Annotated in this window: 8 protein-coding genes and 5 pseudogenes; 7 read left to right on the forward strand and 6 right to left on the reverse strand. The window is 58.1% G+C overall.

Going from position 1 to position 13,762, the window contains the following annotated elements:
• From NKH01_RS31125 to NKH01_RS31135, 3 genes and pseudogenes are all read left to right on the forward strand, one after another.
• Positions 1 to 136 (forward strand): annotated as a pseudogene (locus NKH01_RS31125) (IS3 family transposase); the annotation flags it as partial.
• A gap of 71 nt (positions 137 to 207) precedes the next feature.
• Positions 208 to 363: pseudogene (locus tag NKH01_RS31130) on the forward strand (ATP-binding protein); the annotation flags it as partial.
• Between the two features lie 266 nt (positions 364 to 629).
• Complete coding sequence (locus NKH01_RS31135; protein WP_352453730.1) at positions 630 to 986, forward strand: hypothetical protein; 357 nt, start codon at positions 630 to 632, stop codon at positions 984 to 986.
• A gap of 138 nt (positions 987 to 1,124) precedes the next feature.
• Here NKH01_RS31135 and NKH01_RS31140 read toward each other — a convergent pair whose 3' ends face one another.
• Positions 1,125 to 2,093, reverse strand: a complete 969-nt coding sequence (locus tag NKH01_RS31140; RefSeq protein WP_352453731.1) for a glycosyltransferase family 10 domain-containing protein — start codon at positions 2,091 to 2,093, stop codon at positions 1,125 to 1,127.
• Between the two features lie 536 nt (positions 2,094 to 2,629).
• Here NKH01_RS31140 and NKH01_RS31145 point away from each other — a divergent pair.
• A pseudogene (locus tag NKH01_RS31145) lies at positions 2,630 to 3,753 on the forward strand (site-specific integrase).
• 242 nt (positions 3,754 to 3,995) lie between these two features.
• On the opposite strand, the gene NKH01_RS31150 reads toward NKH01_RS31145, so the two are convergent.
• Positions 3,996 to 5,657 (reverse strand): tannase/feruloyl esterase family alpha/beta hydrolase, encoded by a 1,662-nt coding sequence (locus tag NKH01_RS31150; protein ID WP_352493621.1) that lies wholly within the window; start codon positions 5,655 to 5,657, stop codon positions 3,996 to 3,998.
• A 191-nt stretch (positions 5,658 to 5,848) separates the two neighbouring features.
• On the opposite strand from NKH01_RS31150, the pseudogene NKH01_RS31155 reads away from it, so the two are divergent.
• Positions 5,849 to 6,167, forward strand: a pseudogene (locus tag NKH01_RS31155) (integrase); the annotation flags it as partial.
• A gap of 2 nt (positions 6,168 to 6,169) precedes the next feature.
• Here the strand turns inward: NKH01_RS31155 and NKH01_RS31160 are convergent.
• The 3 genes and pseudogenes from NKH01_RS31160 to nadE all read right to left on the reverse strand — a co-directional run.
• Positions 6,170 to 6,427, reverse strand: a complete 258-nt coding sequence (locus tag NKH01_RS31160; protein ID WP_352453904.1) for an aminopeptidase — start codon at positions 6,425 to 6,427, stop codon at positions 6,170 to 6,172.
• A 661-nt stretch (positions 6,428 to 7,088) separates the two neighbouring features.
• Positions 7,089 to 8,171, reverse strand: a complete 1,083-nt coding sequence (locus NKH01_RS31165; RefSeq protein ID WP_352474131.1) for a sensor histidine kinase — start codon at positions 8,169 to 8,171, stop codon at positions 7,089 to 7,091.
• A gap of 404 nt (positions 8,172 to 8,575) precedes the next feature.
• Positions 8,576 to 8,907: pseudogene (nadE, locus tag NKH01_RS31170) on the reverse strand (NAD(+) synthase); the annotation flags it as partial.
• Positions 8,908 to 9,919: 1,012 nt separating this feature from the next.
• Between nadE and NKH01_RS31175 the strand changes: the two are divergent.
• Entirely contained in the window at positions 9,920 to 11,986 is a 2,067-nt protein-coding gene (locus NKH01_RS31175; protein ID WP_353024156.1) for a carbamoyltransferase family protein, read from the forward strand.
• Positions 11,987 to 12,071: 85 nt separating this feature from the next.
• On the opposite strand, the gene NKH01_RS31180 is transcribed toward NKH01_RS31175, so the two are convergent.
• Entirely contained in the window at positions 12,072 to 12,248 is a 177-nt protein-coding gene (locus tag NKH01_RS31180; protein ID WP_353017603.1) for a hypothetical protein, read from the reverse strand.
• 320 nt (positions 12,249 to 12,568) lie between these two features.
• Here NKH01_RS31180 and NKH01_RS31185 point away from each other — a divergent pair, with 320 nt between their 5' ends.
• Entirely contained in the window at positions 12,569 to 13,753 is a 1,185-nt protein-coding gene (locus tag NKH01_RS31185; RefSeq protein ID WP_352453586.1) for a glycosyltransferase family 9 protein, read from the forward strand.
• Positions 13,754 to 13,762 lie beyond the last annotated feature (9 nt).

Genomic DNA, 13,762 nt, shown 5'->3' on the forward strand with positions numbered 1-13,762 from the left:
CCGAGGCTCGGCGACTGAAGGCTCTGGAGGACGAGAACACGCGGCTGAAGCGGCTTCTGGCCGACGCCATGCTCGACAATGCCGCATTGAAGGATCTTGTGGGAAAGAAATGGTGACGCCCGCGGCCAAGCGGAAACCTTTCCAGCGACCAGATCGATCAACTTCAACGCCGACTGCAACGGACCAGGCGATCAAGGAAAGGTGCATCATGAAGCATTCGCGGAGCCGACAATAGCCGACGCCATTCTCGACCGGATCATCCACAACGCCCATCGCATCACCCTCGAAGGCGACAGCATGAGAAAGCAAAAAACACCGCCGCCCTTGACCGGCGCCGAAAACGGCGAAATCAATCGCAAATGACTTCAACCAGGCAACCGAGCGCCGACCCCATCCTGCTGTCCGCGAATTAGTGAAACTGCTGTCCGCGATTTAGCGGAACGACTGTCCCGTTTTTGCGAAATACGCACGTCCGACGCAGCTTGCGTTGACAGAGGCGGTTTTACGCGCAGTTGCAATAGCACTTCCGCCGGCCTATTTTTGTGGAGTTCAATTGTGGTTCGGCCAAGGGCGCTTTGGGCGCCGGACCGGCCCCGTGTAAACCTCATTAAAGAGAGACGAACCCTGCCATGGAAGAATTCTTATCGCGCATCGCCACTGGTGCCGGCATCGGCCCGGCTCTCGCAGAGAAGGCCGTTGGGTTAATGCTGGGTTTCCTGCAACGCCACGCGGCCGACGGTCCCGTTGCGCGCATGATCGCGGCCATTCCCGGAGCTTCGGAATTAGTGGCGAAGTATCATGGCAACGACCCAGAGGGCGGAGGCGGCCTCATGGGGCTCGGCCAGCAATTGATGAGTGAGGGTCTCAGCATTCTAAAGATCGCCGCCATCGCCAACGAGACGATCGCCTTCGCCAAGGAACATGCCGGCGACGAACTCGTGGACGAGGTCCTCAATTCCGTTCCTGGCCTTCCCCAGTTCGTCTGATCAGCGGCAGCCGGGGGCGCATGACCTCGTGCGCCCGTGCCGGCCCGTCTGCGCAGGTAGGCATTCTCCGCCGAGCGCTCCGTACCGATCTCGCCAGACCACCAACCGCCGGGCACGCGAAGCGAGCGTTGGAGTACTTCATTCGTCTGTCCCAAAATCGACCGCAGGCGAACCGATGTGTATAACTTCCGGCGGTAAGGGTTTATCGTGAACGCTTTCGATGAAGCCCGCGAGATAAGCAAACGTATTGTATTTCTCAAGAACCAACCGCTTCGCCTCTTGTATTGCGCCGCGACGCTCCTTCCAGAGGTCCGAGTCGATGATTTCTTGAATTTTTTGGATTACGTTCTTGTCCTCTGGGTCAATCAGAACCATTGAGTCGGAAGGGAAGAACCTCGTGATTGCCGGGCTGCCGTAATAGATCGGCATTGTTTCAGCAACGAAGCAGTCCATAAGCTTCTCTGTAAAATAGTAATCAGCACGAGTATTCTCGAAAGCTATACTGTAACGGTACGGTGCGAGTGCGTCCCATTTATCTCCAATCAGCCGAAAACCTCGGCCGAACAGGTCAAAATCGAGCTCCTCTCTCAGCCGTTCCAGAAACGCCAGCCGATATCGATGCCCTTTAAGCAGGGCGATGTTACTGGTAATCCATGAGAGCCGAAGCGGCTTGTCCACGACTTCGCTGACCAGAAGTTGGTCATATGTCTTTGTTACAGACCAAGACCGAGTGATAGGTGGAGACAAAACGAATCGGCGCTCTGCATTCTGCCGAGCAGCCAGCTCTGCGTCAGACGTCAGGACGATGGTATTTTTCCCTTGCCCTTCATGAAATGCGCGATGAGCTTTCGTCGGCGGTTCGCCGATTGCAAAAATTGTCCTGTTTGGACTCGCCTCGATATCAACAGGGAGCCCAAAAATAGAAGCAGAGTTAAAGACAATATGCCAATCGGGCGCGAAGGATGTCCTGCGTACAAAAGCGACATTGTTCCAGATTCCACTGCCCTTTGGAGTGAGATGGTGGATTGCATCATCCAAAACGCCCCAAGAATCCAGACATGTAGCAACAATGGGCGCCGGACGTTCCGTCAACAATTTGGTCGACAAAGCAGTTCCACCCCATTCACTTCCGTTGGACCGGGAGCAACTCGTGCATCGGGCGCAAGACCTCTCTGCGCCTGAAATAGCTCGCGATCCTGATCGGTATCAAACACACGATTCTGTGCGACTTCGCGATTCTGTGCGACTTCGCGCCATTCGACAACTCATCTCTAAGACCGCGGGAATCCCTTCACTCGTGAAGGTACTCAATCGCCATTTCGGATTGCGGTAAGATTGGGCAGCATAAACCTTCCGGGACCCGCTGTCGAGGCAATTGTCGCTTTGCACCTAACCAGGTTCTTCCTCACTTTGTGTGGTGATCAGGCCGGTTGAGTGGCAGCATGCGTGCCCTCTAAAATATGGAAGTTGACTACATTCTTATTATTAATCGGGATATACGACCAGTTTAGAGGCGGCTCGCCTCTCACAGGCGACGTTTGCAGCGGCGACGGCAGATCGAGATATTGGCGGGTTGATGCCGGGGCTTTGTCCGAAATCTGTGGTCCGATTTCGGACGAAGTGACGGTCAAGATGTCCGAAATATGCTACGAATTTCGGACAAGCTTCACACACAAAGCGCCGCGGCTTTGCCCGACATCATCGATATCGTCATGCAGATGGGCGATGCCGACCTAGCCTCGTCCCCTCCCCTTCCAGCCATTGCCAATCCCAGCCTGCCTGCGCAGCTTGAGGCGCTCGCCGGCCGCGCGCGCGATTATATCGAGGCGGCGAGTTCGGCCAACACGCGCCGCGCCTACGCAGCCGACTGGAAGCATTTTTCGAGCTGGTGCCGGCGCCAAGGCATCGAGATGTTCCCGCCCGATCCTGAGGTCGTCGGGCTCTATATCGCCGCCTGCGCGTCAGGTACGGCCACTGGCGACAAAAAGCCCAACACCGTTTCAACCATCGAGCGCCGGCTTTCGTCGCTCTCCTGGAATTTTGCCCAACGCGGCCAGCCGCTGGACCGCAAGGACCGGCATATCGCCACGGTGATGGCTGGCGTTCGAAACACCCACGCCTCCCCTCCCCGGCAGAAGGAAGCGGTCCTGCCCGAGGATCTGATCGCATCTTCGAGACCCTCGACCGCGGCACGCTGCGTGGTCTGCGCGACCGCGCCATGCTGCTTTTGGGTTTCGCCGGCGGCCTTCGCCGATCCGAAATCGTCGGCCTCGACGTCGGCAGGGATCAGACCGAGGACGGGCGCGGCTGGGTCGAGATTTTTGCCGATAAGGGTCTGCTTGTCACATTGCGCGGCAAAACCGGCTGGCGCGAGGTCGAAATCGGCCGCGGCTCCTCCGACGCCACCTGCCCTGTGGTCGCTCTGCAGACCTGGCTAAGACTGGCGCGCATTGCGCACGGACCGCTGTTTCGGCGCGTTGCTGGTCAAGGCAGAGCCGTCGGTGCCGATCGCTTGAACGACCAAGAGGTCGCACGCCTGGTCAAGCGCACGGCGCTCGCCGCCGGCGTGCGCGGCGATCTGTCGGAGGGCGAACGGGCCAAGAAATTTGCCGGCCACTCACTGCGCGCCGGCCTCGCCTCGTCGGCCGAGGTCGACGAACGCTATGTGCAAAAACAGCTCGGCCATGCCTCCGCGGAGATGACGCGAAATTATCAGCGCCGGCGCGATCGTTTCCGCGTAAATCTCACCAAGGCGTCCGGGCTCTGATGCCCCCGTTTTGTCCGCTGGGATGAGGCGGTCAGATCTCAGGCGATAACAATTACCTCATCGAGCACAGCGAGCGCTGTGTCCAGACTATCGGCGGCCGACGCTTCGTAGTCAGGCATGATCATCAACTGCGTTATGGCACGGCCCACAAATTCCGGGTTTAGCTTTTCCAACCGATGCTTGGTCCGGGAGACCTGTTCCGGGAATGCGCGCAGATTGAAGCGAACAAATGACGAGGTCTCTTATCCCCGACACGAATAGCTCGCGATCTCATCGGGATTTCCCTTACCGCCATAGGCAGCTTGAGTGGGATAAGCGCAGATCGGCTGGTGCTTGCCGGGGAATGCCTTGCTGCCAGCCGCGAGAGAATCCGGAGCCTTGTCTTGGTTTATCCAGCCCTCGATGGCGGCCAAAGGATCAAAGTCGTCGAAGGCTTGGCCATCGCCGCAGTGGGTCATCCCCGGGATTATGAACATGCGCACGAAACGGCGAGTCGCTTCCAAATCGCCGCCGCTTGTGACCTCGACGACTTGCTTGTACCAGCGCACCAGATCGTTGGCTGAGAAGACCGGATCGGAAAGTCCCTGAAACAAGAGCAGCTTTCCACCGTGGGCAGCGAAGCTGGCGAGATACGTGCCGGTCGCATCATTGAGCTTGGCCGTATCCGCAACGCGTGCCGGATCCTTGTCGAAGTCGAACTTCAGGGGGTCAAAATTCGGCGCCGGGGGCGTCATGAAGTAGTATTGAAGCGAGCGGGCTCCCAGAACGATGTTATTTGCATCCGACTGGGAAGTGGGGGAATTGCCCAGCTTCCACATTCTCCAGTCCGCGCCCGCAACGCCCGTATCATATGGCCAATCGCTGTAAAGCTTTTCGCCATCGGAGCTTTCCGGACCCGCGAACGCGCGGCTCATGGCCTGCACTTGACCAGCCGTGAGGCAGCTGTCCGTCTTATCGCCTTGGCAGGACAGGACCTTTGGGTCGAACCGGCACTGCTGCCAGGCGTTGATGACGCCATCCTCAATGCCATCGCGAGCATCACAGGCAGCGAGAACCGCCTTGGCGACGATGTTCAGATCCTGCTGGGAGAAGGCGCGGGATAGAATGGGATGGCCGGCCTCATCCTTGGGAGCGATGCTCATGTACTGGCGAGTATCCCAGGCTTCGGCAATGTTGGCGGCACTGAGACGAAAACCCGGGCTACCTGCAACAATGCCGTCGAACTCGAGCGGATATCGCTGAGCCGCTATCAACGCCTCACGACCGCCATTCGAGCATCCCATGAACACCGACTTTTTCGGAGCCGCCCCATAGAACTTTGCAATCACCTGCTTCGAGACCGAAGTGACTTTGCCAATGGAGGCGTACGCAAAATCAATGCGTGCGGCTTGATCGACCCCGAAAGCCGGATCGGGGCTTGGGTGCCCGCCATCCATGCTTACAACAGCGTAGCCGCGCAAGAGCCCGGGAGCCGCGGTCGAGTTCCGGCAAGGAATGGTCCCGACGGCCGGCGCCAGGAAGCCATCAACTGCGCCGCCGCCCTGGAAAAGGAACATGTCGTTCCAGGTCGTCGGAAGACGCACCTCAAACCGGGTGCCATATGATTGACCATCGACCCCCTGGCGTTTCCCGATAACACCTCGGACAAGGCAGTGCCCGCCCACTTTTACCGCCTGAGGCGAGGCGCCGGTGAATGCAGTGAAGGGATCTGCGGGGATCTCCTGCGGCTTTTGAAGGCTAGCCTCGGTAAAGATCACGCTTGGAATTTTGAGCTTGGCGATGGACCGGCACGCCTGATCCGACGCGTTTGCCGCCAGTGCAGGCGCACATACACATATGATCGCCAACATCAGTGCCAGCGTGCACCCGCGGTCCCGCAGCTTGAGCCCGTTAGCCAAGAACATACCCATCCTCCCTGGATGCGCCCGATAGCCCGAAAGCTGATCGCATTGGTAGCTAGTTGTGAGCTTTCAGTAGCTTGTCCATCCGGTCCGAACCGGGAAAGCTGAGATTGTCGAAGCTTCAGTGACTCCAGGGGGACCGGATGAACATCCATAAGAATACCGGTCTGACGCCGCTCGGTCGAGAGCGGATTTTTTGCGCCTGGGCGCGCCGGCAGCACCTCGGATGTGTTGCCGCCTGATCCGCAGACCGTCGGCCTCTACATCACGGCCTGTGCATCCAGAAAGGTTACAGGAGACAAGAAACCAAACTCTGTGGCGACGATCGAGCGCCGTCTCTCCTCCCTGGCGTGGAATTATACGCAGCGTGGCGAGCCGCTCGATCGAAAGGACCGCCATATCGCCACCGTGCCCGCCGGCATCCGTAACAGCCATGCAAAACCGTCTGTGCAGAATGAGGCCATACTTCCCGAAGACCTGATCGCCATGCTGGAGACGGTGCTCCGCAAGACCCATCAGGTCGCCCCAGGCCAGAGCAACCGGCTCGTCCCCGGGGAGGACGAAACGGTCGACCACTCCGCTTGTTCGACTTGTGTTCGGGCGACTATCCCGGCTTCTATGCATCGCGCTTCGGCGCGGCGAGCTTTGTCCAACGCGCCAAGCCTTTGAACCGAATCGCTGTAGACGGAAGTCGCGGCGAGCTTCGCGTTGTTGATCGGAGCATCGAACCAGGCGTCGTATCCGCGGTATCCACCCCATCGTCTGTCGCGCAATCTGTTGGCGAGCGCGTCCTCAGCCGTTCGATCGCGGCCGTCTTTGCCGCAAACTATTATGTGGCGGCCGCCGATGCCATTCGGGCGCGCAATATCTCAGGGGTTGAAGGATCGTCGATCAGTTTTCCGATGTCTTGGCGGGCCGCGATGATCTGCACATGACCCTACAAAGATTGCGCGTAGTAGGAAATACTGGTGCAACTGGTCACCCCAGGCGTCAGGATAATCGTAGAACCAATCGAACGAATGCACGCATCGCGGTTTGCCTACAGCACTGCTCTCCTGTCCCGATAGCGCAAATTCGCGGTTACCTCCGGCCACGAACAGTCGGACCAATTTTATTTGTAGGTTAGACCTTCGTCCTCGGCAAGATTGGCCAAGCGATGACTCGCTGCTGAATTGCCGGCCCGCGCGTGATGAGCGCGAAGGCGTCAGGTGCCCCCGCCGTCAAGACTCAAGCCGCAACGTAATCAGGCGGGAGTGCCTTCCGCTAGGTGGGGATGGACTGGCCGCCGAAGTCGGAAGCAGCAAGCCTGGAGCATAATGGAAGACCTCGACCATGTGAAGCAGGCCGTGAAGGGCGACCTAGCCTATTTGCAGCCACCTGCTCAAAGCCGCGACATGAAGCCAGCCGCCAGCCTGCTAGTTCGACAGCAACCGTTCAGCTTGCTGCCGCCGACCGTTTGAAAACGATGGTCACCTTCGTTCCTTTGTTGGCGCTGGACTCGACGGCTAGCTGCGCCTTGGCGTTCTCGGTCAGCGATCGCGCGATCAGCGCTCCGAGCTTGCCTGGTTTGGGCCACACCTCGCCTTCCGGCAGGCCGATTCCGTCGTCCGCCACTATAACCCGGCAGCCGTCGCCATCGACGACGCTGTGCAGTGTTATCGTGCCGCCATCGCGGCCCCGGAACGCATGCTTTAGTGAATTGGTCAGCAATTCGTTTACGACCAGCCCGGCCGGCATGGCGACGTTTATTGACACGGGATATGTATCCACCTTCATATCCAGCCGGATCCCCTCGACTGCATGCGAGCTCATCACCGCGGACGCGATCTGGCTGAGATAGACGCCAAGATCGACCTCCTCCTTCGGCTCGTCGGCCGTTAGCGTCTGGTAGAGGATCGCCAGAGCGTCGACGCGACCGGCAAGCCGCTCAAACCGTCTCCGGTCGGCCTCGGTCGCGTTGCGGCTTTCCAGCCGGATCAGCGCGGTGATCATCTGCAGGTTGTTCTTCACCCGGTGCTGCAGTTCGCGCAGCAGCGTGTCTTTCTCGCTGACACGCTCCTCCACCGAGCGCTGATCTCCCGCCTCGCCGTGAGCCGATACGTCGACCAGCGCCACCAGCCGGAAGCAAACCTTGCCGTTATCGTCTTCGATCACGTTGGAATAAACGTCGACAATCGCGGGTTTGTCCTCGCCGCGCTCCAGCCTGAAGGTGCCGACCAAATCGGTTCCCTCGACCACCGCCTCGGCTAGCGGCCTGTCCTTTTGCTGATGGAGGCCCGTGCCTAAAAGGGCCGCCCAGTTTTCTTGGGTGAGCCTGGCGGCCATCAGGCCTGAGAGTTTCTCGAATTCCGGATTGGCGTAGACCACGCGCTCTTCACCGGCAAGGTCCGAAACGGCTATGGCGATCGGCACCTGGTCGAGGAATTTCTTGAACTGTTCGCTTTCCAGTGCGGTTGCAAGGTCAGGTGTATCAAGCAGCTGCTCGACCGCCTCAGCCTTCTCTGAATCCGATGTCATTTGCGCGCCTGTTCTGTGCGGATGATATCAACAATGCGGCGAGCCCGCCATCGCCAAAACTGGAGCTGCATCTCACGTTTCGCATCACGCATCTGACAACCAGCTCTGCATCGCGTAACGGCCGCACGTCCAGCATTGCGACCGGCCGAAGGAGAGCGGCAAGGATCGGCTAGAATCCAGGTGCCTGGAATGTCGAAGCGACCGGTCAAGTGGGTACGCTGCGGAAGATCGATAGAGCAGGCATTCAGGGAGAATGAGTTCGCGTGCCGGCCTCGGCGATACGTGCCGACACTGTCAACCTCATGACCGCATGCGGGCTGAAAGAGCAGCGCTTCGCTCCAGCGGTAATTCAGGCCGCTAGCTGCCTAACTGCGGCAAGCCCATCGATCGTGTATGTTGAGACGCTATTGCCGATGCCTAAATATCGAACCCGCCATGGCAATCGTTGTGACGGGAAGCGCTCGCTTATGGGCTGTGCTGGAATGCGCATGAAGTATACGCCTGTGCGCCGCTTCGTTGATCTCTTGGCCTTCGAGGAAGTCGTCAATCTCATCGTATGTGAGACCGGGACGAGGTTCTCCAGGTCGGCGGTCGGGATCTTTTCAACAAGATCAGACGGAGCGCCCAGATACACTGCCAAGGCGCGAACTCTGCGCTTGTTCAGCCCGGAAAGAGGAAGAATGTCTGCGGCACCATCGCCGAACTTGGTGAAGAAGCCCATCAAGGCCTCGGCTGCTTCGAAGCGACTTCTGAAAAAGAAGTGTGGGTTTGCTCTCATACCCTTTGCTGAAAAATGTTGTCATAGAGCGCATGGAATGCCACGCGCTTCGAATCGGAGTAGCCATCCGGGAAGCCTAAGCCCCTTTGAAGCGCATGTCCGGCAGCTATTCATAGCGTGGATGACTTTGATCGAAACAAACGATTTCATAACTCTTCGGAAATCTTGCATGGACAAAAGCACGTCCGCACCGGTCACCCATCCAAAGGAGAAAATCTTCCATGCGCCCTGACGTGCAGTGGAGGTCGTGCCGAGAAGTGAGTTGCAACTGGCCGATCATGTCGGCGGTTCGACGCTAGTCGTCCCCAATGTTCCTGAGCTGCGAAGTCTTGCAGGCGAGCCAGCTGCCCAGCGCGATTCTGCTTGTGGCGGGCTTTTTGCCGCAGGCAGTCCGCTCGTTTGGGCAGAGGATTGGAGACCCGGCCGGCAGCGCTACCATACAACATCAGCGCACTTTACATCTACGCGGTATTGCCGGGCTTCCAGTCGGTGCCATGTTTGGCCGACGAATGACGCGATGCGGCCTCCTGCACAAGCGAAGGCGTTATCGGATGTGCGACCGGGAAGCAGGCGGACAGTGCAGCACATGTCAGTCGCCTGTGCGACGGTCTTTCGGGGAATGAAATCGGGCCAGTTCACGGCGCGGCATTATTCGTCAACAGCCGCCCCTTCGCAAGGATATAGGCAGCCCGCGTCACAAGTTCGTGCTGCAGATGAAAACGGCATCGCCGGCATGCAAGTCAGCAGCCGCTCAAGATTCGATGATCCAGCCAAGCTCTCGGCGTCATGGAATGGCAGGCGCCACGATCGAAGCATCTCATGTTGATTCAGGCGGACCCTTATGAGGCGTTCTTTGATGCCGGTGATGCCTGACAGGCGGTTGCAGCTGCAAGCGACAACGCGGCCTATTTAGTTGGAAACGGTCTGAGGCAGGCCAATTTGGCTTGCCCGTCACTATGTGGAGAAAGAAATGCTGTGTCTAGGAATTAGCGGCGGACTTGACCAAGTCCATGAAAACCGATTCGAGCTTCGGAACCCCTTTATGCACGATGGCGCCGCGGTGCTCGTCCGAGACGGACGGGTGATAGCAGCCGTCGAAGAGGAACGCCTCAATCGGATGAAACACTCCAACAAGCTCCCAATTCGTTCGATTCAATACTGTCTGTCAGCGGCGGGGGTTCAGCTCAACGACATTGATCGTGTCGCGCTCTACGCCAGCGAGCCCTATGCCAACGCCATGCTTGAAGGTATGTCCGCATCCCACCCGGACATTCTCTCCATTCCGTTGGATGCTAAAACGTTGGTGCAGGATCTGTTAACGCGTGAGTTCGGCACTAAGTTGGACAGTTCGCGTATTTCATTCGTAAGTCATCATCAGGCGCACGCCGTGAGCGCCTTTGCAATGTCGGGCTTCGAACAAAGTCTCATTCTAGCGATTGATGGCTCTGGTGATTTCCTATCGGGCCTCTTAGCGGTAGGGTCTGGCACAGAAATTACGCAACTCGAGGCTTTCCCCGAGAACAATTCTCTTGGGCTGTTTTATCTCGAGACGATCCGCTATCTCGGCTACGGCTTGTTCGACGAGTATAAGGTAATGGGACTCGCGCCCTACGGCGACCCCGCTCCCTATCGCGAGCTCTTCGAGCAGTTCTACGAGCTCTCCGCCAACGGCGGTGGCTACCGTGTTCACCTCGACCGCATCGGTCCGGCGTTGCTCCGCAATATCGAGGTCAGGCGAAAGGGAATGCCCTTCACCCAGCAGCATCGAGATGTGAGTGCGTCACTGCAGGAAGCGCTTGAGCGGATCGTGTTCCACATTCTCCGGCATCACCGTGAGGCCACCGGCATGAAGCGGTTGTGCCTGGCGGGGGGGGTGGCCCACAACTGCACGATGAACGGTAAGCTGCTGTATTCAGGGCTTTTCGAAGACATTTTCGTGCAACCCGCGTCTCACGACGCTGGCTGCGCATTGGGAGCTGCGCTGATAGTCTCTAACGAGATGGGCCGCCCCGCGCCGTGTGAGCGACTGCAGGGGGTCTATTGGGGTCCTGATCTCGGGAGCGAGCGCGCCGTGCAACAGGAACTGAATGCATGGGCCGGACATCTCGAGGTTGAACGCTCTGATGACGTGGCAAGCAGTGCAGCCGACTGGATCGCCAACGGCGCCGTGATCGGCTGGGTGCAGGGTCGTTCGGAGTTTGGGCCACGTGCGCTGGGCAACCGCAGCATTCTTGCCGACCCTCGGCCCGCCGCAAACAAGGACCGGATCAATGCGATGGTCAAGAAGCGCGAAGGCTATCGGCCCTTCGCGCCATCTGTGCTGGAGGAGGATGCGAGCGAATTTTTCGACCTCCCGGACGGTAGGCACGAATTTCCATTCATGAATTTCGTCGTTCGCGTGCGTGACTCAAAGCGCGCCTTGCTCGGTGCCATCACGCACGTCGACGGTACCGCTCGCCTGCAAACAGTATCGCGCAACGCCAATCCCGCGTACTGGGAGGTCATCAATGCGTTCAAGAAGCGCACAGGCACTCCAATTCTGCTCAATACGTCCTTTAACAACAATGCCGAACCGATCGTGGATTCGGTTGCAGACGCGATTGCCACCTTTCTGACGACAGAGCTGGATGGACTTGTGGTCGGGCCCTTCCTGGTAAAAAAGCGGGCTGCAACGCTGCAGGATTGGACTGCGCTTGCGGTTTCGTTGCCGCCCTATGTGTCCCTCCATCAAACCCGCGCTTACAAAGCGCCAGATCGTCGGGAGACTCACTGCGAGATCAGCACGACCCACTTCAGCAGTGACAGTGTACGAATTTCACACGACTTGTTTAATCTGCTGATGCGGATTGAGGGCGAAGCCGTGTTGGGAGATCTCCTCAATACAATTGCGCCGGATCAGGCTAAGCGTGAAGCTCTGATGGAGGGCCTGCGACGGCTGTGGGAGCAGCGCCTCGTTCGATTGCATCCCTCACAAGCTGCTCGCATGGATCAAGACTGCGATCAAACGCTGGACCAGCATAACAGGCTCTCAGCGTGATAGAGGTGCCGCTATCCAAGCTCGGCGAATAATGGTGTTCATCGATGCCGCCTGCCACCTCACCGCTGGCAGGCAGTCGACTTCATCACAGGGTTGATTCGTCCACTTCACCTTGGACGACCGGACGCGCAGAAAAAAGCGGCTGCGGCGGGTTCTTGCTAGCGACCGTGATGCGGGACCACAGCGACAGGGCGTGCCCGAGACGGTCAATGCGGCCGGCGGTGTCGTCGCCGGCGGCGACGGTCGCATTCAGGATCAGCATCGACCAAAGAGCGAGGCCACTGCCGTTATGCTCCGAGATCTGGGGACGGCGGCTTGGCGATCACCGTCTACTCGGCGTTGCCGAACTCACTGCATGCGAGACCGTGACGAAGCCCCTCACATTGCGGGTCGGGACATAGCTGGCTTTCTTGGCGCGCTACCATCGCTAGAGATGCAGACTTCGCCCAACAACTCCTGCTGGAGCGCGGCTTGGATCTGATGGCAGAATTCTTGCGGAGACGCGGACAAAGTGGGGAGCACTCCAACCTACACACGCGTCACCGGGCTATCAGTGTTGACCGTATAATCTTCGGAATGGCAATGGCATATTTTACAAAGCACGACGGCAATCAAATTATATACCGCAGCTGGGAAGAGCCGGAACAGTCAAGCGCAAGGATGAGAATTTTGGTCCTCAAGCTTGATCATGTCGGCGACTTTTGGATGTCTCTAGGGCCTCTAAAGGACCTTCGTCAGCGTTTTGCGCATGCCCACATTACGCTGGTGGTGGGAAGCTGGAACATCGCTACTGCAAAACAGTTCGACCTCGCCGACGATCACGTTGCTTTTGACTTTTTTCCTCGCAACCCAAAAGTCAAAACGCGCAAAGAAGCCGCGGACATAAGGCCGCTGCTGACCGGCGAGTTTGATCTTGCCATTGATATGCGTGTTCCGGAAGAAACAAGGCCGATCTTGCTTGAAGTTCCCGCCAGGCACCGTGCGGCGATAGTTGATCCGTACAGCATGCATCAGATCGATATTGCGATAGCGCCATTCAATCTGAAACTGCGCAGAACCATTTTCTACAAGCTGGTCCAAAAAATAGGGCTTGCTAACAAAATCCCCCGTAGATGGCTTGATTGGTTCATTGACCGTAAGCAGGTGCGTCTCCAGCATGTGTCAGAAATCCTCCTCTTTCTGGTCGCAAAGGCAGCTGCCTATTTCGAAAGCGGAGCGGGTCACCCACAGAATTCGACTACAGGCAATGCCCCGATTGTCGTGGCTCCGTTCTCCAATTCCAGCCTGCGAGATTGGCCGATTGAAAGTTTTGGCAAAGTTGTCGCTGCTCTTTCGACCCGTGGTGAGGTGGTCCTCGTTGGCCGTGGCGAATGCCTGGAAGCGCTTGAGGAGGTTGCGAAGATAGCTAGGGAACGTGGGGCCGCGAACATTCGGACGGCTGTCGACTTGTCAGAATTGGAATTCAATTGTCTCGTGAATTCGGCCGCCCTCGTCGTTTCGAACAATTCAGGCACCGGCCATGTCGCTGCCCAGCTTGGCCGCCCTACTATCGGCATTTTCACGGCGTCACATCTACCGGAGATTTGGGGGTTTCGAGGTCCCTTGGTCAGCATGCTTATGAGTGTTATTGAATGTCGCGGATGTGGTCTGGACCAAGTGCGGCATTGTCCGGTCAAAGTCCGATGCAAGTTCGACATCACGCCGGATCTCGTGATTGCCGAGGTAAACGCCTTGATGAATCATTGTAAGGGTACGGCACAAGCTTAGTGGCTCGCG

It is taken from the genome of Mesorhizobium sp. M1403 (assembly GCF_040317695.1).
Classification (GTDB): domain Bacteria; phylum Pseudomonadota; class Alphaproteobacteria; order Rhizobiales; family Rhizobiaceae; genus Mesorhizobium.